This is a genomic window from Pantoea sp. KPR_PJ (assembly GCF_041386365.1).
Lineage (GTDB): Bacteria > Pseudomonadota > Gammaproteobacteria > Enterobacterales > Enterobacteriaceae > Pantoea.
Map to the genome: position 1 here is coordinate 127509 of NZ_JABMIK010000007.1, position 20133 is coordinate 147641.

20 protein-coding genes and 1 pseudogene are annotated in these 20133 nt (G+C 57.2%); 16 read left to right on the top strand and 5 right to left on the bottom strand.

Going from position 1 to position 20133, the window contains the following annotated elements:
• Positions 1–10 precede the first annotated feature (10 nt).
• Both HP564_RS15330 and rsmD read right to left on the bottom strand, forming a co-directional pair.
• A complete protein-coding gene (locus HP564_RS15330) occupies positions 11–283 on the bottom strand; it encodes a DUF1145 family protein (protein WP_371244453.1) in 273 nt (90 codons plus the stop codon).
• A complete protein-coding gene (rsmD, locus tag HP564_RS15335) occupies positions 273–872 on the bottom strand; it encodes a 16S rRNA (guanine(966)-N(2))-methyltransferase (protein ID WP_371244455.1) in 600 nt (199 codons plus the stop codon). Before rsmD ends, HP564_RS15330 begins: the two co-directional genes overlap by 11 nt.
• A gap of 235 nt (positions 873–1107) precedes the next feature.
• Here rsmD and ftsY point away from each other — a divergent pair, with 235 nt between their 5' ends.
• From ftsY to rpoH, 4 genes are all read left to right on the top strand, one after another.
• Positions 1108–2622: a signal recognition particle-docking protein FtsY gene (gene ftsY / locus HP564_RS15340; protein ID WP_371244457.1), complete on the top strand. Its 1515-nt coding sequence runs from the start codon at positions 1108–1110 to the stop codon at positions 2620–2622.
• A gap of 5 nt (positions 2623–2627) precedes the next feature.
• Complete coding sequence (ftsE, locus tag HP564_RS15345) at positions 2628–3296, top strand: cell division ATP-binding protein FtsE (RefSeq protein ID WP_371244459.1); 669 nt, start codon at positions 2628–2630, stop codon at positions 3294–3296.
• Positions 3286–4269, top strand: coding sequence for a permease-like cell division protein FtsX (ftsX, locus tag HP564_RS15350; RefSeq protein ID WP_371244461.1), 984 nt, complete (start codon positions 3286–3288; stop codon positions 4267–4269). Before ftsE ends, ftsX begins: the two co-directional genes overlap by 11 nt.
• A 242-nt stretch (positions 4270–4511) precedes the next feature.
• Positions 4512–5369, top strand: coding sequence for an RNA polymerase sigma factor RpoH (gene rpoH, locus HP564_RS15355; RefSeq protein ID WP_371244463.1), 858 nt, complete (start codon positions 4512–4514; stop codon positions 5367–5369).
• Between the two features lie 38 nt (positions 5370–5407).
• Here the strand turns inward: rpoH and panM are convergent, their stop codons facing one another.
• Positions 5408–5794, bottom strand: a complete 387-nt coding sequence (gene panM / locus HP564_RS15360; RefSeq protein ID WP_371244465.1) for an aspartate 1-decarboxylase autocleavage activator PanM — start codon at positions 5792–5794, stop codon at positions 5408–5410.
• A 401-nt stretch (positions 5795–6195) separates the two neighbouring features.
• Here panM and HP564_RS15365 point away from each other — a divergent pair, with 401 nt between their 5' ends.
• The 10 genes from HP564_RS15365 (at position 6196) to ugpQ (ending at position 16273) form a co-directional block, all read left to right on the top strand.
• The gene (locus HP564_RS15365) at positions 6196–7323 is read left to right on the top strand and encodes a branched-chain amino acid ABC transporter substrate-binding protein (RefSeq protein ID WP_371244467.1); all 1128 of its coding nucleotides are present in this window, start codon (positions 6196–6198) and stop codon (positions 7321–7323) included.
• A 71-nt stretch (positions 7324–7394) separates the two neighbouring features.
• Positions 7395–8321: a high-affinity branched-chain amino acid ABC transporter permease LivH gene (gene livH / locus HP564_RS15370; protein ID WP_371244469.1), complete on the top strand. Its 927-nt coding sequence runs from the start codon at positions 7395–7397 to the stop codon at positions 8319–8321.
• Positions 8318–9586: a high-affinity branched-chain amino acid ABC transporter permease LivM gene (locus HP564_RS15375; protein WP_371244471.1), complete on the top strand. Its 1269-nt coding sequence runs from the start codon at positions 8318–8320 to the stop codon at positions 9584–9586. Before livH ends, HP564_RS15375 begins: the two co-directional genes overlap by 4 nt.
• Positions 9583–10350, top strand: a complete 768-nt coding sequence (gene livG, locus HP564_RS15380) for a high-affinity branched-chain amino acid ABC transporter ATP-binding protein LivG (protein WP_371244473.1) — start codon at positions 9583–9585, stop codon at positions 10348–10350. Before HP564_RS15375 ends, livG begins: the two co-directional genes overlap by 4 nt.
• Before the next feature lies 1 nt (position 10351).
• Positions 10352–11065, top strand: a complete 714-nt coding sequence (gene livF, locus HP564_RS15385) for a high-affinity branched-chain amino acid ABC transporter ATP-binding protein LivF (RefSeq protein ID WP_371244475.1) — start codon at positions 10352–10354, stop codon at positions 11063–11065.
• A gap of 283 nt (positions 11066–11348) precedes the next feature.
• Entirely contained in the window at positions 11349–12665 is a 1317-nt protein-coding gene (gene ugpB / locus HP564_RS15390; RefSeq protein ID WP_371244476.1) for a sn-glycerol-3-phosphate ABC transporter substrate-binding protein UgpB, read from the top strand.
• 62 nt (positions 12666–12727) lie between these two features.
• A complete protein-coding gene (gene ugpA / locus HP564_RS15395) occupies positions 12728–13615 on the top strand; it encodes a sn-glycerol-3-phosphate ABC transporter permease UgpA (protein WP_371244478.1) in 888 nt (295 codons plus the stop codon).
• Positions 13612–14457 (top strand): sn-glycerol-3-phosphate ABC transporter permease UgpE, encoded by an 846-nt coding sequence (ugpE, locus tag HP564_RS15400; RefSeq protein ID WP_371244480.1) that lies wholly within the window; start codon positions 13612–13614, stop codon positions 14455–14457. Before ugpA ends, ugpE begins: the two co-directional genes overlap by 4 nt.
• Before the next feature lie 2 nt (positions 14458–14459).
• Positions 14460–15533: a sn-glycerol-3-phosphate import ATP-binding protein UgpC gene (locus HP564_RS15405; protein WP_371244482.1), complete on the top strand. Its 1074-nt coding sequence runs from the start codon at positions 14460–14462 to the stop codon at positions 15531–15533.
• Positions 15530–16273, top strand: coding sequence for a glycerophosphodiester phosphodiesterase (ugpQ, locus tag HP564_RS15410; RefSeq protein ID WP_371244483.1), 744 nt, complete (start codon positions 15530–15532; stop codon positions 16271–16273). Before HP564_RS15405 ends, ugpQ begins: the two co-directional genes overlap by 4 nt.
• Here the strand turns inward: ugpQ and HP564_RS15415 are convergent.
• A complete protein-coding gene (locus HP564_RS15415) occupies positions 16270–16548 on the bottom strand; it encodes a DUF2756 domain-containing protein (protein ID WP_371244484.1) in 279 nt (92 codons plus the stop codon). The two genes, ugpQ and HP564_RS15415, sit on opposite strands and share 4 nt — an antisense overlap.
• 187 nt (positions 16549–16735) lie before the next feature.
• On the opposite strand from HP564_RS15415, the gene ggt reads away from it, so the two are divergent.
• Positions 16736–18490, top strand: a complete 1755-nt coding sequence (gene ggt, locus HP564_RS15420; protein ID WP_371244486.1) for a gamma-glutamyltransferase — start codon at positions 16736–16738, stop codon at positions 18488–18490.
• A 35-nt stretch (positions 18491–18525) separates the two neighbouring features.
• Here the strand turns inward: ggt and HP564_RS15425 are convergent.
• Positions 18526–19009 (bottom strand): annotated as a pseudogene (locus tag HP564_RS15425) (GNAT family N-acetyltransferase).
• 353 nt (positions 19010–19362) lie between these two features.
• Here HP564_RS15425 and HP564_RS15430 point away from each other — a divergent pair.
• Entirely contained in the window at positions 19363–20058 is a 696-nt protein-coding gene (locus HP564_RS15430; protein ID WP_371244488.1) for a pirin family protein, read from the top strand.
• Positions 20059–20133 lie beyond the last annotated feature (75 nt).

A 20133-nucleotide genomic window follows, 5' to 3' on the forward strand; every position in this document is an offset into this window, starting at 1 on the left:
TCATTTACTGCTACTTCTTTTTGGGAAAGTTCGCTTTCTGCCATGCCAGCAGCTCAAACACGCCAAACAGAAAAATCTTTGTCTGCGTCCAGCGATCGATTGGCGGAGCCTCTTTCGGCTGCGTGGCGCGCAGCAGCGTCAGCTGAAGGCCATGCATCAGTATCATGAAGAACAGCGCAACGTGAATAAAGTAGCGCAGCGGCTTCGGATAAGGATCGATCAGGTTAAACAGCAAAAAAGCCCAGACGCAAAGCATCAACAGGCGACCCAAATTAAGCAACATCAGATGTCTCCTGTTGTCGGTGATATAAACGATACGCCACTTGTCCGGCGATTTTTTCGCGATGCAGCGTCCAGCAGGCGGGCACGGGCGGCGTGCCGTGCTCCACTTCACTTTCCACGTAAATCATTGCCTCATCCGCCAGCCAGCCATTCTGCTCCAGCAGCTGTAACGTTTGCTCCAGCAGGCCCTTGCGAAACGGCGGATCGACGAACACGACGTCATAAGGCTCGCCGGCACTGCCCAGCCAGCTCAGCGTGTTGGTGTTGATGACCTGTGCGTCGCTGGCGCTTAGCGTCTTCAGGTTTTTCTCCAGCTGCTGGGCAACCGGACGCTCCAGCTCCAGCAGCGTCAGCGAAGCGGCATGGCGCGACAGCGCCTCCAGGCCGAGCGCGCCGCTGCCCGCGAAGCAGTCAAGACAGCGCGCCTGAGGCAGGACAGGCGCCAGCCAGTTAAACAGGGTCTCACGCACGCGATCGGTCGTCGGGCGCAGTCCGGCACTGTCTGGCACCGGCAGTTTTCGTCCACGCCACCGGCCGCCAATAATGCGGATTTGTCCGGCACCGCCGGTGCCACGGGGAGTTTTACTCATCTTGCTCACAACTCGTCATAATTTGTTGCGTAGTTTAACGGGCGAATCAGTGAGAAGAAACGTTAAAAAAGGGTGCTGTGGTGCGCTGGCTGGAAAGTGTTAGACTAGTGAGTTGCTGAAGTCGTACATAATTCTGCTGTTTTTCGCCATGCTGGCGCGTAAAACCAGAGCTAATTTTTATCCCCTGGGAACAGCGAGCGACCGGGATTTAGCCATCGAGGAGTGTGGTCACACAATGGCAAAAGAGAAAAAACGTGGCTTTTTTTCCTGGCTGGGATTTGGCAAAGAAGAAGAGAAGCAACAGCCTGCTGAAACGTCAGAACCGGCGTCGCAGGACGCAGCATTAACGCAGGCAGAAACTGACGCAGCGCACACCGTTGAGGTCACTGAGCAGGTGGCCGAGGCGCAGCGTGAAGCGTCGGTACACACCGATGAGCCCGCAGCGGTAGAGCCGGATGCTGAAGAGACCGCGCAGGCGGCGCATGACGCTGAGGGAGTGGCTCCGCTTGAAGAGATCGTGCCTGAGCAGGCCCTGATGCCAGTGGAAGAGCGAATGCTGCCGGAAGACGAGCAGCCGCTGGATGAGGATGAACTGGCCGCGCTGGCGCTGGCAGAAGCGCCGCAGGATGAGGTGGCGGAAGCGATCCTGGCCGAAGACACCACCGAAGCCGAAGAAGCCGCTGAAGCTGAAGAAACCACCAAAACTGAAGCAGCGGCTGACGCTGAAGAAATCGCCGACGCACTCGCAGAAGAAGAGACGCAGAGTACCGTCAGCGATCTGCCGCTCGCCGCCGCACCTGTTGTGGTTCAGGAACAGGAACGTCCCACTAAAGAGGGCTTTTTCGCACGCCTGAAACGCAGCCTGGTTAAAACCCGACAGAATCTCGGCTCCGGCTTTATCAGCCTGTTCCGCGGCAAAAAAATTGATGACGAACTGTTTGAAGAGCTGGAAGAGCAGCTGCTGATCGCTGACGTCGGCGTCGAAACCACCCGCCGGATCATCGCTAACCTGACGCAGCAGGCAAACCGCAAACAGCTGCGCGATGCAGAAGCGCTTTACGGCCTGCTGAAAGCGGAGATGTCTGGCATTCTGGCCAAAGTTGATGCCCCGCTCGACGTCAGCGGCAAAACCCCGTTTGTTATCCTGATGGTCGGCGTCAACGGCGTGGGGAAAACCACCACCATCGGTAAGCTGGCGCGTCAGTATCAGGCGCAGGGTAAATCGGTCATGCTGGCAGCCGGTGATACCTTCCGCGCAGCGGCCGTCGAGCAGCTGCAGGTGTGGGGCGAGCGCAACAGCATTCCCGTTGTGGCCCAGCACACCGGCGCAGATTCCGCCTCGGTGATCTTCGACGCTATTCAGGCGGCAAAGGCGCGCGGCGTTGACGTGCTGATCGCCGATACCGCAGGCCGCCTGCAAAATAAATCGCACCTGATGGAAGAGCTGAAAAAAATCACCCGCGTGATGAAAAAGCTGGATGAGAACGCGCCGCATGAGGTGATGCTTACCATTGATGCCAGCACGGGCCAGAACGCCATCAGCCAGGCAAAACTGTTCCATGAAGCAGTGGGCCTGACCGGGATTACCCTGACCAAGCTGGACGGTACAGCAAAAGGCGGCGTGATCTTCTCGGTGGCCGATCAGTTCGGCATCCCGATTCGCTATATTGGCGTCGGTGAAGGCATTGAAGATTTACGGCCGTTCAAGGCTGAAGATTTTATTGAGGCACTGTTTGCCCGAGAGGACTAATTGGGATGATTCGCTTTGAAGAGGTCAGTAAGGCCTATCTCGGTGGGCGTCAGGCGCTGCAGGGCGTAGATTTTCATCTGCGCTCCGGCGAAATGGCGTTTCTCACCGGCCACTCCGGTGCCGGTAAGAGTACCCTGCTGAAGCTGATTTGTGGCATTGAGCGTCCGAGTGCGGGCCAGATCTGGTTCAGCGGGCACGACATTTCGCGGCTGCGTAACAGCGAGGTGCCGTTTCTGCGTCGTCAGATTGGCATGATCTTTCAGGATCACCACCTGCTGATGGATCGCTCGGTCTATGACAATGTGGCGATCCCGCTGATTATTTCGGGTGCCAGCGGTGAAGATATTCGCCGTCGCGTATCGGCAGCGCTGGATAAGGTCGGCCTGCTCGACAAAGCGAAAAGTTATCCGATTCAGCTCTCGGGCGGTGAACAGCAGCGCGTCGGCATTGCGCGTGCCGTGGTGAACAAACCTGCTGTACTGCTGGCCGATGAGCCCACTGGTAACCTGGATGACGCGCTGTCGGAAGATATTCTGCGCCTGTTTGAAGAATTCAACCGCGTTGGCGTGACCGTACTGATGGCGACGCATGACAGCGCACTGATCGCGCGTCGCCGCTATCGCGTAATGACCCTCAATCAGGGACGTCTGCACGGAGGCCACGATGGTCAATAAACGCAACAAGCGTCCCGCTGCACCAAAAGCGAAAGCGCCGTCAAAAAGCAAAGCGCTGAAGGGCGGCTGGCAGGAGCAGTGGCGCTATGCGTGGCGCGGTACGCTGTCCGACATGTATCGCCAGCCGCTGGCGACGCTGCTGACGGTAATGGTAATCGCGATCTCGCTGACGCTGCCCAGCGTCTGCTATATGGTGTGGAAAAACGTCAGCCAGGCCGCGACGCAGTGGTATCCCGCGCCGCAGCTGACGGTTTATCTGTCGAAAACGCTGGACGATACCGCCGCGGAAAATGTGGTGGCGCAGCTCAAGCAGGTCGACGGCGTGGATAACGTCAACTACCTGACGCGGGAAGAAGCGTTGAACGAGTTCCGCAACTGGTCGGGCTTTGGCGGTGCGATGGATATGCTGGAGCAAAATCCGCTGCCGGCGGTGGCGATCATCACGCCAAAGCTTAATTTCCAGAACGCTGACACCATGCAGAATTTGCGCGATACGGTGGCAAAAGTGCAGGGCGTTGATGAAGTCCGCATGGATGACAGCTGGTTTGCACGCCTTGCGGCGCTAACCGGGCTGGTAGGGCAGGTCGCCTCAATGATCGGTATTCTGATGATTGTGGCGGTGTTCCTGGTGATTGGTAACAGCGTGCGGCTCAGTATTTTTGCGCGACGCGATACCATTAACGTGCAGAAACTGATTGGGGCCACCGACGGCTTTATCCTGCGCCCGTTCCTGTATGGCGGCGCGCTGCTGGGCTTTAGCGGCGCGGTATTGTCACTGATCCTCTCCGAGGTGCTGGTGCTGCGTCTGCAATCGGTTGTGGCGCAGGTGGCGCAGGTGTTTGGTACCACTTTTGTGCTGACGGGCTTTTCGTGGGACGAAGGGCTGCTACTGCTGCTGATCGCCGCAATCATCGGCTGGATCGCCGCCTGGCTGGCGACGGTACAACATTTACGTCGATTTACGCCTCAGTAACCGCCTGCAACGTTTTTTTGGTATAATGTTCCTCTGCTGCCGACGATCCGGGCGCAGAGGAACCTCCTCTCTTCCCATGTTGTCATCTGTGTGTAAAATATTCACTGTTAAGATTGAACTTGTGGATAACTTTGCTAGTCTCAGTAGCACAGATTGCTTTCGGATTTTCCACGGCGTTGACTTAAGGTAACGTCTGCTCAAAGGGAAGATGCAGCAACTTAATAACCATTGTGAGGGTTTGAATGACCAAAGAAATGCAAACTTTAGCTATTGCTCCTCTTGGTAACCTGGAATCTTACGTTCGGGCTGCCAACGTCTGGCCGATGCTGTCGGCAGAAGAGGAAAAAGCGCTGGCTGAACGGCTGCATTACCAGGGCGATCTGGATGCAGCTAAGACGCTGATCCTGTCTCACCTGCGCTTTGTCGTTCATATCGCACGTAATTACTCCGGTTATGGCCTGCCGCAGGCAGACCTGATTCAGGAAGGGAATATCGGCCTGATGAAGGCCGTGCGTCGCTTCAACCCTGAAGTGGGCGTGCGTCTGGTCTCTTTTGCCGTGCACTGGATTAAAGCGGAGATTCACGAATATGTGCTGCGCAACTGGCGCATTGTGAAGGTCGCGACCACCAAAGCACAGCGCAAGCTGTTCTTTAACCTGCGCAAAACCAAGCAGCGCCTGGGTTGGTTTAACCAGGATGAAGTGGAAATGGTGGCACGTGAACTGGGCGTGAGCAGCAAAGACGTGCGCGAAATGGAGTCGCGTATGGCCGCCCAGGATATGACGTTCGATATGTCTGCCGACGATGAGAGCGGCGAAGGCAAAACGATGGCGCCGGTGCTTTATCTGCAGGATAAAACCTCCGACTTTGCCGACGGCATCGAAGAGGATAACTGGGAATCGCACGCGGCCGATAAGCTGAGCGATGCGATGCAGGGCCTCGACGAGCGTAGTCAGCATATTATTCGCGCCCGCTGGCTGGACGAAGACAACAAGACCACGCTGCAGGAGCTGGCGGATCGCTACGGCGTGTCGGCCGAACGCGTGCGACAGCTTGAAAAGAACGCCATGAAAAAATTGCGCATGGCGATAGAAGCATAACGAAAAGGGGCGACGCAGAGTCGCCCTTTTTTTGCCCGTTATTTTACCCAGCCATCCGCCTGCGCGCGAAAGCCGCAGGCCTGCATAAAGGCGGCACGCTCACCCTGACTGGCGCTGCCGTTATCCGCCACCCACCAGTGGTCGATTGATGCATTCTGCGCCAGTACCTCTTCCAGCAGATACTGGCCAACGCCGCGACGCCGCGTCACCTCTCGTACTTCCAGCTGCGAAATTTTTCCCTGCGTTCCTGAGATCTCCAGCTTTAGCGCACCTAACAGTCGCGCATTAAACCGTGCGGCATAGACCCGGTGGTTCTCGCTCAGACTTTGTTCCAGCGCGGCCATATTCTCCTGCGGCCAGATTTTCCCCAGATCGATCTGGTCCTGCGGGCTCAGCGTGGTCAGGCGCAGAATAGTGAGTTTCATAACAAACACCTGTACTAGTCGAAAGGCCATAGTGTAGCGAATTTATACAGTCAGAGCGCCGTCACTTTTTTGCGATGAAAACAGGTCAAAAGATGGTCTGGATGCCAGGATACTGGAAGTAAAGAATAAGAAGTGACGCAAAAGCCAGCACAATGCGCTGGAGAAAGGCACAAAAAGCCTGCGGAACAACCAGATGATTATGCTATTTCGGGCAGTCATTTCCCAATGTGTCAGTTGATTTACAGAAGAAACTTCCTGTTTAATAACCTGAAAAATAAAGCCTTATTACCAAAAAAAACCAGAAAAGCACGCTAAATCGTTCATAACACGTCGGTTTTCATCTTTATCTGGTTCGCAAAGCAAACCACAAATCACAGACACAACAAGATGGGGAAGTCCGCATGAAAATGAGTAAAGGCCGCGCATTACTGGCGGGTTGCGTTGCGCTGGCAATGAGCCATGCCGCTCTGGCGGCCGATATTAAAGTTGCGATTGTCGGTGCCGTAACGGGTCCGGTGGCACAGTATGGCGATATGCAGTTCACCGGTGCTGCACAGGCGATTAAGGATATTAATGCTAAAGGCGGAGTGAACGGCAATAAGCTGGTTGGCGTGGAGTATGACGACGCCTGCGATCCGAAACAGGCCGTGGCGGTCGCGAACAAGGTCGTCAATGACGGCATTAAATACGTTATCGGCCATCTTTGCTCCTCTTCGACGCAGCCTGCGTCCGACATCTACAACGATGAAGGCGTGCTGATGATTACCCCGGCTGCCACCGCGCCAGAGCTGACCGCACGCGGTTATGAAACCATTATGCGTACTACTGGCCTGGACTCCGATCAGGGGCCAACGGCGGCCAACTATATTCTTGACCAGATTAAACCCAAGCGTATCGCTGTCGTGCACGATAAGCAGCAGTACGGTCAGGGGCTGGCAGAATCGGTGCAAAAAACGCTGAAGGCCAAAGGCGGCAACGTGGTGCTGTTTGAAGGCATCACCGCAGGCGATAAAGACTTCTCCACACTGATCGCGCGCCTGAAGAAAGAGAACGTGGACTTCGTTTATTACGGTGGCTACTACCCGGAAATGGGCCAGATCCTGCGCCAGGCGAAAGCGGCTGGCCTGAACGCCGGCTTTATGGGTCCGGAAGGCGTGGGTAACGCGTCACTCTCCAATATCGCAGGCGATGCCTCCGAAGGAATCTTTGTTACGCTGCCGAAGCGTTATGACCAGCTGCCAGAGAACAAGGCAATCGTCGACGCGATTAAAACCAATACCGCGCAAAACCGTAAAGATCCGACCGGTCCGTTCGTCTGGACCACCTATGCGGCTATCCAGTCGCTGGCGGCCGGCATTGAGCGCAGCAAAAGCGACGAGCCGGAAGAGATTGCTAAAAACCTGAAGGCTGGCGAGCCGGTTCCGACAGTCATGGGCAACCTGAGCTGGGACCAGAAAGGCGACCTGAAGGGCTTCGAATTCGGCGTGTTTAAATGGCACAAAGACGGTTCTTCTACTGCGGTTAAGTAATCGTCCCATCGGCAGACAAATCCCTTGCCGCTGTGGCAGGGGATTTTCCCGTTCTTATGCAGGTCCTCACTATGTCCGAGCAAGTTCTTTATTTTATTCAGCAGATGCTTAACGGGGTCACTCTCGGCAGCACCTATGCGCTGATCGCCATCGGTTACACCATGGTTTACGGCATTATCGGCATGATCAACTTCGCCCACGGCGAGGTCTATATGATCGGCAGCTATGTTTCCTTTATCGTGATTGCCGCCCTGATGATGATGGGCATCGACACCGGCTGGCTGATGATAGCCGCAGGCTTTGTCATGGCGATTTTGATCTCCAGCGCCTACGGCTGGAGCATTGAGCGCGTCGCCTATAAGCCAGTACGCGCCTCAAAGCGCCTGATTGCGCTGATCTCTGCCATCGGGATGTCAATCTTCCTGCAAAACTACGTCAGCCTGACGCAGGGGTCACGCGATCTGGCGCTACCGAGCCTGATTACCGGTCAGTGGACGCTGGGCCAGAGCAACGGTTTTGCTGCTACCGTTTCCACCATGCAGATTGTGATCTGGCTAGTGACCTTCCTGGCGATGCTGGCACTGACGCTGTTTATCCGCTACTCGCGTATGGGCCGCGCCTGTCGCGCCTGCGCCGAAGATCTGAAGATGGCGAGCCTGCTCGGCATCAACACTGACCGCGTGATTTCGCTTACCTTTGTGATTGGTGCCGCGATGGCGGCGGTGGCGGGCGTGCTGCTCGGCCAGTTCTACGGTTCGATTAACCCCTTTATCGGCTTTATGGCCGGGATGAAAGCCTTTACCGCAGCGGTGCTGGGCGGCATCGGCAGTATTCCCGGTGCGATGATTGGCGGTCTGGTGCTCGGCATTGCTGAAGCGCTGACATCGGCCTACCTCAGCACCGAATACAAAGATGTGGTCTCCTTTGCGCTGCTGATCGTGGTGCTGCTGGTTATGCCAACCGGTATCCTCGGCCGTCCGGAGGTAGAAAAAGTATGAAATCCTCCTTTATCAATGCGCTGCTCTCCTCTGTGATGCTGCTGGTGCTGGCCAGCTTCTTTATGGGCATGCGGCTGGGGCTTGATGGCACGCGGCTGGTGGTGCAAAGCGCGGGCGAGGTGCGCTGGAACTGGATTTTTGCCGGCTGCGCGGTGGTTTTCCTTTTTCAGCTACTGCGCCCGTTCTGGCAGCGTGGACTGAAAAAAATCTCGGGTCCGGCGCTGGTGCTGCCCGGCATTGATGGCTCTACGCCAAAGCAGAAGCTGTTTATGCTGGCGCTGATCGTTGTAGCCGTGGCATGGCCCTTCTTTGTTTCGCGCGGCGCGGTGGATATCGCCACCCTGACGCTGATTTACGTCATGCTGGGCCTGGGGCTGAACGTGGTGGTGGGTCTTTCCGGCCTGCTTGTCCTGGGCTACGGCGGCTTCTACGCGATCGGTGCCTATACTTTTGCACTGCTGAACCACTACTTCGGCCTCGGCTTCTGGGAGTGTCTGCCGCTGGCAGGGATGGTGGCGGCTCTGTTCGGTTTGCTGCTCGGCTTTCCGGTGCTGCGTCTGCGCGGCGACTATCTGGCCATTGTGACGCTCGGCTTCGGCGAAATCGTACGTATTCTGCTGCTGAACAATACCGCCATTACCGGCGGACCTAACGGTATCGCGCAAATTCCCAAACCCTCGCTGTTTGGCCTGGAGTTTGGCCGCAAAGTGTCAGAAGGCGGCTGGAGCACTTTCCATGAATTTTTTGGTATCAAATATGACCCCAGCGACCGTGTGATATTCCTCTATCTGGTAGCACTACTGCTGGTGGCATTGACGCTGTTTGTCATTAACCGCTTGCTGCGCATGCCGCTTGGTCGCGCGTGGGAAGCGCTGCGCGAAGATGAAATTGCCTGCCGCTCGCTCGGGCTGAGTCCGACGCGCATCAAGCTGACCGCGTTTACCATCAGCGCCGCGTTTGCTGGTTTTGCGGGGACGCTGTTTGCTGCGCGTCAGGGCTTTGTCAGTCCGGAATCCTTTACCTTTGTAGAATCAGCCTTTGTGCTGGCGATTGTCGTGCTGGGCGGTATGGGGTCACAGTTCGCCGTTATTCTCGCCGCTATCCTGCTGGTGGTATCGCGCGAGCTGATGCGTGACCTGAATGAGTACAGCATGCTGGTACTGGGTGGCCTGATGGTGCTGATGATGATCTGGCGTCCGCAGGGGCTGCTGCCGATGAAGCGTCCGCACCTGAAACTGAAGCAGAAACAAGGAGAGCAGGCATGAGTCAGCCTTTATTAGCCGTTGAAGGTTTGATGATGCGCTTTGGCGGCCTGCTGGCGGTCAACAACGTGGCGCTGGAGCTGCGTCCGCAGGAGATCGTCTCCCTGATTGGACCAAACGGGGCAGGGAAGACCACCGTCTTTAACTGCCTGACCGGTTTCTACAAGCCTACTGGCGGCACTATCAAGCTGCGCGATCAGCACCTGGAAGGCTTGCCTGGCCAGAAGATTGCGCGCATGGGCGTGGTGCGAACCTTTCAGCATGTGCGTCTGTTCCGTGAGATGACGGTCATTGAGAACCTGCTGGTCGCACAGCATCAGCACCTGAAAAGCGGCGTGTTTTCTGGCCTGTTCAAAACGCCGGCGTTCCGTCGCGGTGAGAGCGAGGCGCTGGACCGCGCCGCCACCTGGCTGGATCGCATCGGGCTGCTCGATCTTGCCAACCGTCAGGCAGGCAATCTGGCCTACGGCCAGCAGCGTCGCCTGGAGATTGCCCGCTGCATGGTGACGCGTCCGGAGATCCTGATGCTGGACGAACCGGCGGCCGGTCTTAACCCAAAAGAGACGCACGAGCTGGATGAGCTGATTGCCGAGCTGCGCGGCGAGCACAAGGTGTCGGTGCTGCTGATTGAACATGATATGAAACTGGTCATGGGCATTTCTGATCGTATCTACGTCGTCAACCAGGGGACGCCGCTGGCTAATGGCACGCCGGAAGAGGTGCGTAACAATCCGGATGTGATCCGAGCCTATTTAGGAGAGGCGTAACATGGCAAACCCGATGTTATCCGTTAACAACGTCAGCGCGCACTACGGCAAGATCCAGGCGCTGCACAACGTCAGTCTGCATATCAATCAGGGTGAGATCGTTACCCTGATTGGTGCCAACGGCGCGGGGAAAACCACGCTGCTCGGTACGCTGTGCGGCGAGCCGCGTGCAACCCACGGCAGCATTACCTTTGATGGCAAGAGCATCACCGACTGGCAAACCGCGCGCATTATGCGCGAGGCCATCGCCATCGTGCCGGAAGGACGCCGCGTCTTTTCGCGCATGACGGTGGAAGAAAATCTGGCGATGGGCGGCTTTTTTGCCAGTCGTCAGGCATATCAGACGCGCATCGCACGCGTCTATGAACTCTTTCCGCGTCTGGCGGAGCGTAAAATCCAGCGCGCGGGCACCATGTCTGGTGGCGAGCAGCAGATGCTGGCGATCGGTCGCGCGCTGATGAGTCAGCCGCGCCTGCTGCTGCTGGATGAGCCGTCGCTGGGGCTGGCACCGATCATTATTCAGCAGATCTTCGACACCATCGAGCAGCTGCGTAAAGAGGGAATGACGATCTTTCTGGTCGAGCAGAATGCTAACCAGGCGCTGAAGCTGGCGGATCGCGGCTATGTGCTGGAGAACGGGCATGTGGTGCTCGAAGATACCGGTGAGGCCTTGCTTTCCAACGAAGCCGTCCGCAGCGCTTATTTGGGGGCTTAGGCCTGGCTTACTTGCCATTTCGGCAGCGGGCAGTGCTCGCATTCCTCACGTACTTTAGTACGCTCCGGATGCTGCGCGCTGGCCGTTGTCGAACTGGCTGCGCCGCCGACGGCCTTCAGCGTTGAATAAGGCCTGGCTGCGCCGCTTCTGCTAAAACTCCCTTCATCTTGCCGTCATCCGGCTGTCATGTTGCTGTTATTAATCCGTCATTTTCCCGTGTCATGTTACTTCGCGAACAAAAAATGCGTGATACCGCGCGTATCTACCTGCACAGGAAAATGCTATGTCCGTGTTTAAGACACAAAGTAGACTGATGAGTGTGGTTCTGGGCCTGGCCATCAGCGGCAACGCGCTGGCCGCCACGGAAATTCCTTTCTGGCACTCAATGGAGGGCGAGTTAGGCAAAGAAGTTGACTCTCTGGCGCAACGTTTTAACCAGGCGCACCCCGACTATAAAATTGTGCCGACCTACAAAGGTAACTACGAACAGAGCCTCGCGGCAGGCATCGCAGCGGTGCGTACCGGCAAGGCACCGGTTATTTTGCAGGTTTATGAAGTCGGCACCGCCACGATGATGGCTTCGAAGGCGATCGTGCCGGTGCATCAGGTCTTTCAGGACGCTGGCATTCCCTTCGATGAAAAACAGTTCGTGCCGACCGTGGCGGGCTACTACAGCGACGCCAGCGGCCATCTTATTTCTCAGCCGTTTAACAGCTCCACCCCGGTGCTCTACTACAACAAAGACGCCTTTAAAAAAGCGGGCCTGAACCCCGACCAGCCGCCGAAAACCTGGCAGGCGCTGGCAAAAGACGCCGACGCGCTGCGGAAAGCGGGCCTGACCTGCGGCTACGCCAGCGGCTGGCAGGGCTGGATCCAGATCGAAAACTTCAGCGCCTGGCACGCCTTGCCGGTCGCCAGCAAAAACAATGGCTTCGACGGTACTGACGCGGAGCTGGTGTTCAACAAGCCGGTGCAGGTGCGCCATATCCAGATGCTGGAGGCGATGAACAAGAAAGGCGACTTCACCTACTTTGGCCGTAAAGACGAATCCACCGCCAAGTTCTATAACGGCGACTGCGGCATCACCACCGCCTCTTCGGGTTCGCTGGCGGATATCAGACACTACGCCAGATTTAACTTCGGCGTCGGTATGATGCCCTATGACGAAAGCGTGCCGAACGCGCCGCAGAACGCCATTATCGGCGGTGCCAGCCTGTGGGTGATGAAAGGCAAAGATGCCAATACCTACAAGGGCGCTGCGGAGTTTATGCAGTTTCTGGCGCAGCCGGATATTGCCGCCGAATGGCACCAGAAAACCGGCTACCTGCCGATTACCACTGCCGCTTACGAGCTGAGCAAACAGCAGGGCTTCTACGACAAGAACCCTGGCGCAGATATCGCCACGCGTCAGATGCTGAACAAAGATCCGCTGCCGTTCACCAAAGGCATGCGTCTGGGCAACATGCCGCAGATCCGCACCATCGTTGACGAAGAGCTGGAAGGCGTCTGGACCGGCAAGCAGTCGCCGCAGGCCGCGCTGGATAGCGCGGTGAAACGCGGCAACGCACTGCTGCGCCGCTTTGAACAGCAGGTGAAATAACCTGTGACATTAAAAGGGCCGGCGCGTGCCGGCCCTGTTCTCTTTCTCAGACAGAGTACGCTATGTCTTCATTTCGCCCGGTGTTTCGCACCAGTTTGTTGCCCTATCTGCTGGTGCTGCCGCAACTGCTGATTACCGTCATCTTTTTCCTCTGGCCTGCGGGCGAAGCCCTGTGGTATTCGCTACAGAACCTCGATCCGTTCGGTATCTCCAGCACTTTTGTCGGCCTGGACAATTTCACGCGCCTGTTTCAGGACAGCGACTACCTTGACACCTTCTGGACCACCATCGTGTTCAGCACGCTGGTCACGGTGTGCGGCATGGTGCTGTCGCTGCTGCTGGCGGCGCTGGTGGATTACGTTATCCGGTTGCGCAAGCTCTATCAGACGCTGCTGCTGCTGCCCTACGCGGTGGCGCCGGTGGTCGCAGCGGTGCTGTGGATGTTTCTGTTTAATCCCGGCCTCGGCCTGATTAGCCATTTTCTTAACCAGCTTGGCTACGGCTGGAACTACGCGCAGAACAGCGGTCAGGCGATGTTCCTGATTGTGGTGGCTTCGATCTGGCAGCAGATGAGCTACAACTTTTTATTCTTTTTCGCCGCATTGCAGTCAATTCCGAAATCGCTGGTAGAAGCGGCGGCGATCGACGGCGCTGGCCCGGTGCGGCGCTTCCTTAATCTCTCGCTGCCGCTGATTACGCCGGTGAGCTTTTTCCTGCTGGTGGTCAACCTGATCTACGCCTTTTTCGACACCTTTCCGGTTATCGACGCCGCGACCGGCGGCGGGCCGGTGCAGGCTACCACTACGCTGATCTACAAAATCTATCGCGAAGGCTTTACCGGGCTGGATCTCTCTTCATCGGCGGCGCAGTCGGTGGTGCTGATGCTGCTGGTGATCGGCCTGACCGTTATTCAGTTTCGCTTCGTTGAGCGTAAGGTGCAGTACCAGTGATTGAAAACCGTCGCGGGCTGGATATTTTCAGCCACACGCTGCTGATTCTGGGCGTGCTCACCCTTATTTTTCCACTCTATGTCGCCTTTGTCGCCGCCACGCTGGATAACGATGCGATCTATCAGGTTCCGATGACGCTGATGCCAGGCACCCATCTGTGGGAGAACCTCTCGCGCATCTGGACGCAGGGCGTAAACGGCAGCGGCCCGGCGTTCAGCCTGATGTTGCTTAACAGCCTGATCATGGCGCTGGGCATTACTTTCGGCAAAATCAGCGTCTCGATGCTCTCTGCCTTTGCGCTGGTCTGGTTTCGCTTTCCGCTGCGCACGCTCTTTTTCTGGCTGATCTTCATCACGCTGATGCTGCCGGTCGAAGTGCGTATTTTTCCTACCGTACAGGTGATCGCCGATCTCAACATGCTCGACAGCTACCGCGGCCTGACGCTGCCGCTGATGGCATCGGCCACGGCGACCTTTCTGTTCCGCCAGTTCTTTATGTCGCTGCCGGACGAGCTGATCGAGGCGGCGCGCATCGACGGTGCCAGCGCGCTGCGCTTCTTCTGGGATATCGTGCTGCCACTGTCAAAAACCAACCTCGCGGCGCTGTTCGTGATCACCTTTATTTACGGCTGGAATCAGTATCTCTGGCCGCTGCTCATCATCAACGACGCGTCACTCAGCACCGCGGTGGCGGGGATCAAAAGTATGATCTCCACCAGCGGATCGCCGACGCAGTGGAACGAAGTGATGGCGGCAATGTTATTAACCCTGATCCCACCGGTCGTGGTGGTGCTGGTCATGCAGCGCGCGTTCGTGCGTGGCCTGGTCGAGAGTGAGAAATAAGCATGGCAGGCGTAACCCTTCAGGCGGTAACCAAGTCTTACGACGGCAAGAATCAAATCATTCAGCCGCTGAACGTCACCGTTAACGACGGCGAATTTATGGTGATGGTCGGTCCCTCCGGCTGCGGCAAATCGACGCTGCTGCGCATGGTGGCCGGGCTGGAGCGCGTCACCTCCGGTGATATCTATATCGACGACAGACGCGTCACCCAGCTGGAACCCAAAGATCGGGGCATCGCTATGGTGTTCCAGAACTACGCGCTCTACCCGCATATGACGGTCGAAGAGAATATGGCCTATGGGCTGAAGATCCGTGGCATGAGCAAGGAACATATCCGCCTGCGCGTGCTGGAAGCGGCACGCAGTCTGGAGCTGGATCAGCTGCTGAGCCGTCGTCCGCGCGAACTTTCCGGCGGCCAGCGCCAGCGCGTGGCAATGGGCCGCGCTATCGTGCGTGAGCCAGCGGTATTTCTGTTCGATGAGCCGCTTTCTAATCTGGATGCGCGGCTGCGCGTGCAGATGCGCCTTGAGCTACAGCAGCTGCACCGTCGCCTGCAAACCACCAGCCTCTACGTGACGCACGATCAGGTGGAAGCGATGACGCTGGCGCAGCGCGTGATGGTGCTGAACAAAGGCGTTGTCGAGCAGACTGGCACGCCGGCAGAGGTTTACGAGCGCCCCGCCAGCCAGTTCGTCGCCTCTTTTATCGGCGCGCCGGCGATGAACCTGATTGATGGCCATATCAGCAGTGACGGCACGCGTTTTACTCTCAATAACTCTTACTCTCTGCCGTCTGGCGACATCAGGGTGAAGTGGGCGAATCGCGCCGTGACGCTCGGCATCCGTCCCGAACATGTGCAGGTCAGTCCGCGCGAGCGCGAAGGCATACCGCTGCGCGTTGAGACGCTGGAGCTGCTGGGGGCAGATAATCTGGTGCATGGCCGTATCGATGAGACGCCGTTAGTGGTGCGCCTGCCGCACAGTGAACGGCCGCCGGTGGGCAGCATGCTCTGGCTGCATCTGCCGTCGGATGCGTTACACTACTTCGATCCAACTAGCGGGAAGCGTCTGGAATGAAGAAACACAACTGGCCCTATCCTCATATCGTCGCCCATCGCGGCGGCGGTAAACTGGCCCCGGAAAATACCCTTGCGGCGATCGACGTCGGCGCGGAGTGGGGCCATACCATGATCGAGTTCGACGCGAAGCTGTCGCAGGATAAGCAGATTTTTCTGCTGCACGATGACACGCTGGATCGTACCAGTAACGGCTGGGGCGTGGCAGGGACGCTGCCGTGGGAAAAACTGGCGCAGCTCGATGCCGGCGGCTGGTTTGGCAAGGCATTTGACGGCGAACCGCTGGCGCGGCTTCCCGACGTGGCGGCACGCTGTCACCAGTATGGCATGATGGCGAATATCGAAATCAAACCCACTACCGGCAGCGAGGCAGAAACCGGACGCGCCATCGCCCATGCGGCGAAAGCGCTGTGGCAGGAGATGACTGCACCGCTGCTGTCGTCGTTCTCTTACGTAGCGCTGGAGTCGGCGATGCAGGCGGAGCCGGATCTGCCGCGCGGCCTGCTGCTTGATGCGTGGGATGAGGCGTGGCAAAGCAAAACCGCTGCGCTGGCGTGCGTCTCAATTCACCTGAACCACAGGCTGCTCAACGCGGAGCGCGTCGCAACGCTGAAGGCCGCCGGCCTGCATATTCTGGTCTACACGGTAAATGACCCGGAGCGGGCGCGTACCCTTCTTCAATGGGGCGTTGATGCCATCTGTACCGATCGCATTGACATCATCGGCCCCGATTTTCGCTAATTACGGTTCTGCTGCTGTCCCGGCTGCGTCGTAATAACGCGCTGCTGGGCGCTGTTGCGCTGTTCCTGTAATTTACGCTGGATCTGCTGATTCTGCTGCTGCTGGTCCTGTTGCAGCTTACTCTGCTGTTGCTGCTGTTGGATCTGCATCTGCGTTTGCATACGCTGCTGGCTGGGATTGTAGCCCGGCTGATTAGGTTGATTCGTGTTGTTCAGCATATTAGCCATGCCGCTAAGCGGCAGCAGCGCGGCAAAGACGATTAACCATTTTTTCATGTGACTTCCTCCGTCAATGCGATCTCACCGACGTGTGATGCGTCGTGACCGCAGCTGTAAGTTTAGCAACCTCACAAACTTCTCCCCTAGGAACGCGCCGAATTTGACTTAGATGTTATTTTTTTGCTGTATTTGTAAACACTTGCCTGCGTGATAACAAATGTAAACAACTGAAAAGGGTAGTGGGATGATGATGCGAGGAAATATACGCCAGCTTGGCTGGGCGGTAATGATGAGTTTAACGGTGGTCAGCGTGGCGAACGCCGCCGCGCCTGCCAGCGCGCCACCCGTCTCTTATGGCGTTGAGGATGATACCTTCCATCCCGTCAGGGCGCAGCACGGCATGGTGGCCTCGGTTGATGCGCTGGCGACCCAGGTGGGTGTGGATATTCTGCGCCAGGGCGGTAACGCGGTGGACGCCGCGGTTGCCGTCGGTTTTGCGCTGGCGGTCACGCATCCGCAGGCGGGTAACCTTGGCGGCGGCGGTTTTATGCTGCTGCGTACCGCCTCTGGCCGCGCGACTGCTATCGATTTTCGTGAGATGGCACCGGGCCGCGCCTCGCGCGATATGTTCCTCGACAAACAGGGCAACGCTGACAGCAAGCTGTCGCTGACTTCTCATCTCGCCTCGGGCACGCCCGGCAGCGTGGCGGGCTTTGCGCTGGCGGCGCAAAAATATGGCACGCTGCCGCTCAGCACGCTGCTGGCACCGGCCATTAAACTGGCGCGCGAAGGCTATGTGGTCAACGACGCGCTGGCGGACGATCTGAAAACCTACGGCAAAGAAGTGCTGCTGGCGCATCCTGCCAGCAAGGCGATTTTCTTTAAGCCTGATGGCACGCCGTGGCAGAAGGGCGATCGTCTGGTGCAGAAGAATCTCGCCCACAGCCTGCAACTGATTGCGCAGCAGGGGCCGGACGCCTTTTATAAAGGCGAGATCGCCGACGAGATCGCCAGCGAGATGGCACAGCACGGCGGCCTGATCGGCAAAGCGGATCTGGCCGCCTATCGCGCCGTCGAGCGCAAGCCAGTCAGCGGCACCTATCGCGGCTATGAGGTCTTTTCTATGCCGCCGCCCTCATCCGGCGGCATCCATATTGTGCAGATCCTGAATATCCTGGAGAACTTCGACCTGACAAAAATGGGCTTTGGCAGCGCCGATGCAATGCAGATAATGGCCGAAGCAGAGAAGTATGCTTACGCTGACCGCTCGGAGTACCTGGGCGATCCCGATTTTGTAAAGGTGCCGTGGCAGGCACTCACCAGTAAAGCCTACGCCAAATCAATTGCCGGGCAGATTGACGTAACCAAAGCGCGTCCGTCAGGCGAGATCAAACCGGGCAAACTACAGCCTTATGAGAGTAATCAGACCACCCACTTCTCAGTGGTGGATAAACAGGGCAATGCCGTGGCTGTGACCTATACGCTTAACACTAACTTTGGCAGCGGCATCGTGGCCGGCAATAGCGGCATTCTGTTGAATAACGAAATGGATGACTTTTCCGCTAAGCCAGGCACGCCGAACGTTTACGGTTTAGTGGGCGGTGAGGCAAATGCGGTACAGCCTGCCAAGCGTCCGCTCTCTTCCATGTCACCAACCATCGTGGCGAAAGGGGGCAAAACCTGGCTGGTGACCGGCAGCCCGGGCGGCAGCCGCATTATCACCACCGTGCTGCAGATGGTCGTCAACAGCATCGACTTTGGCATGAACGTGGCAGAGGCGACCAGTGCGCCACGCTTTCATCATCAGTGGCTACCGGATCAGCTGCGCGTAGAGAAGGGCTTTAGCCCCGATACGCTGCGCCTGCTGGAAAGTAAGGGCCAGCATGTGAAGGTGTTGCCTGCCATGGGCAGTACGCAGAGCATTATGATTGGGCCGGACGGCACGCTGTACGGGGCCTCCGATCCGCGCACACCGGGCGATTTAAGCGCAGGGTATTAGCACTGAACAGCAGAGGGGCCACACCGGCCCCTCTGTTATTTCAGGCGCGCCATGTAGTGCGCGTCAACCATCTCGCCTTGCCGCATGGCAAAGCCTTTCCCGGTCCCTTCAATGTCGAAACCGAAATGGCGATAGAGCGCGATGGCGGCGGGATTATCAGTGAATACCGTGAGTTCCATGCGCGTTACCTGTAGCCAGTTGTCGCACAGATCGACCGCCGCGCCGAGCAGCGCTTTGCCGACGCCACGGTTGCGATATCGCTGATCGACCCCCATCCCCAGGGTGGCACAGTGGCGGCGCCGTGGTGTCGCCATCACCTCCAGTGTCAGCTGCCCAACGACTTTCTCTTCAATACAGGCAACCAGCGAATGTCCCGCTGAAGAGAGGGTGGTTAGCCGTTCCTGCCATTTTTGCAGCGAAGGCAGCGGTAGCTGAAGCGTGTTTGCCATGGTATCTGGCTGGCTGTAGAGGTGCATTAAGGCGTCGGGGCCTCACGTGGCGTACGACAATTTCACTCATTGTCCCTTTCCTTGCGTCAGTGGAAAACCCTTCTAAAAATCAAGGAAATCTTATTAATAATCAACAGGGAATATCATAAAAGACTTTACAGACGCGAATGATAATGATTATTATTGCCATGCCTTCTCGGGGCGTCGCCAGACAAACCAGAAAGCACGACATTGCTCACATTGCTTCCAGTGTTACTTAGCCAGCTTGGGTGCTGGCTTTTTTTTGCCTGCCGTTTATTCAGCCCAGCTCACGTTCAGCGCCAGCACTCATTCACTAATTTTGAACAGAGACGTGAAGTTTTTCAGCTATCAATCAACCCGGCTGAGGTTCAGACTGCGCTAAAACATTGAGGAGAAATGAACATGATTTACTTACGCAAAGCAGAAGAACGCGGTCACGCTCATCACGGCTGGCTGGAAAGCTGGCACACTTTCTCTTTTGCCAGCTATCACGATGCTAACTTTATGGGCTTCTCAGCGTTGCGCGTGATCAATGAAGATATCATTGAAGGCGGGCAGGGCTTTGGGACTCACCCGCATAAAGACATGGAGATTCTGACCTACGTGCTCTCCGGCACCGTAGAGCATCAGGACAGTATGGGGAATAAAGAGCAGATCCCGGCAGGCGAATTTCAGATCATGAGTGCCGGTACCGGCGTGCGCCACTCTGAATATAACGCCAGCAGCAGCGACCCGCTGCACCTGTATCAAATCTGGATTATTCCAGAGCGCGGCGGCATTGAACCGCGTTACGATCAGCGCCGCTTTCCGGATGTAAAAGGTCGCCAGTTTGTGCTGACCCCGGACGCGCGTGAAGGCTCGCTCAAGGTCTATCAGGATATGACGCTGTCGCGCTGGGTCTTCAGCACAGGTGAAAAGGATAGCGTCAGCATTGAGGCTGGTCGCCGCGTCTGGATTCAGGTGGTCAAAGGCGAAATACGCGTTAACGGCGAAACCGCCCGCACCAGCGATGCTTTTGCCGTCTGGGATGAAGCCAGCCTGACGATTGAGGCCAGCAGCGAGGCTGAGGTCCTGCTGTTCGATCTGCCGCCGGTATAAGCGGTGACGGGGCGCGCACTGTCGCGCCCTGCTTTACAATTCTGTGACCAAATAGTGATAGACTCGTCGTAATTG

What these genes read in the sequence shown, in the direction of transcription:
- ggt (WP_371244486.1), top strand. Translation starts at nt 16,736, where the DNA reads ATGATGATGCGAGGAAATATACGCCAGCTTGGCTGGGCGGTAATGATG.
- livH (WP_371244469.1), top strand. Translation starts at nt 7,395, where the DNA reads ATGTCCGAGCAAGTTCTTTATTTTATTCAGCAGATGCTTAACGGGGTC.
- ftsY (WP_371244457.1), top strand. Translation starts at nt 1,108, where the DNA reads ATGGCAAAAGAGAAAAAACGTGGCTTTTTTTCCTGGCTGGGATTTGGC.
- HP564_RS15375 (WP_371244471.1), top strand. Translation starts at nt 8,318, where the DNA reads ATGAAATCCTCCTTTATCAATGCGCTGCTCTCCTCTGTGATGCTGCTG.
- rpoH (WP_371244463.1), top strand. Translation starts at nt 4,512, where the DNA reads ATGACCAAAGAAATGCAAACTTTAGCTATTGCTCCTCTTGGTAACCTG.
- livF (WP_371244475.1), top strand. Translation starts at nt 10,352, where the DNA reads ATGGCAAACCCGATGTTATCCGTTAACAACGTCAGCGCGCACTACGGC.
- ftsX (WP_371244461.1), top strand. Translation starts at nt 3,286, where the DNA reads ATGGTCAATAAACGCAACAAGCGTCCCGCTGCACCAAAAGCGAAAGCG.
- panM (WP_371244465.1), bottom strand. Translation starts at nt 5,794, where the DNA reads ATGAAACTCACTATTCTGCGCCTGACCACGCTGAGCCCGCAGGACCAG.
- livG (WP_371244473.1), top strand. Translation starts at nt 9,583, where the DNA reads ATGAGTCAGCCTTTATTAGCCGTTGAAGGTTTGATGATGCGCTTTGGC.
- ugpQ (WP_371244483.1), top strand. Translation starts at nt 15,530, where the DNA reads ATGAAGAAACACAACTGGCCCTATCCTCATATCGTCGCCCATCGCGGC.
- rsmD (WP_371244455.1), bottom strand. Translation starts at nt 872, where the DNA reads ATGAGTAAAACTCCCCGTGGCACCGGCGGTGCCGGACAAATCCGCATT.
- ugpA (WP_371244478.1), top strand. Translation starts at nt 12,728, where the DNA reads ATGTCTTCATTTCGCCCGGTGTTTCGCACCAGTTTGTTGCCCTATCTG.
- HP564_RS15365 (WP_371244467.1), top strand. Translation starts at nt 6,196, where the DNA reads ATGAAAATGAGTAAAGGCCGCGCATTACTGGCGGGTTGCGTTGCGCTG.
- ugpB (WP_371244476.1), top strand. Translation starts at nt 11,349, where the DNA reads ATGTCCGTGTTTAAGACACAAAGTAGACTGATGAGTGTGGTTCTGGGC.
- HP564_RS15430 (WP_371244488.1), top strand. Translation starts at nt 19,363, where the DNA reads ATGATTTACTTACGCAAAGCAGAAGAACGCGGTCACGCTCATCACGGC.
- HP564_RS15415 (WP_371244484.1), bottom strand. Translation starts at nt 16,548, where the DNA reads ATGAAAAAATGGTTAATCGTCTTTGCCGCGCTGCTGCCGCTTAGCGGC.
- HP564_RS15330 (WP_371244453.1), bottom strand. Translation starts at nt 283, where the DNA reads ATGTTGCTTAATTTGGGTCGCCTGTTGATGCTTTGCGTCTGGGCTTTT.
- ftsE (WP_371244459.1), top strand. Translation starts at nt 2,628, where the DNA reads ATGATTCGCTTTGAAGAGGTCAGTAAGGCCTATCTCGGTGGGCGTCAG.
- HP564_RS15405 (WP_371244482.1), top strand. Translation starts at nt 14,460, where the DNA reads ATGGCAGGCGTAACCCTTCAGGCGGTAACCAAGTCTTACGACGGCAAG.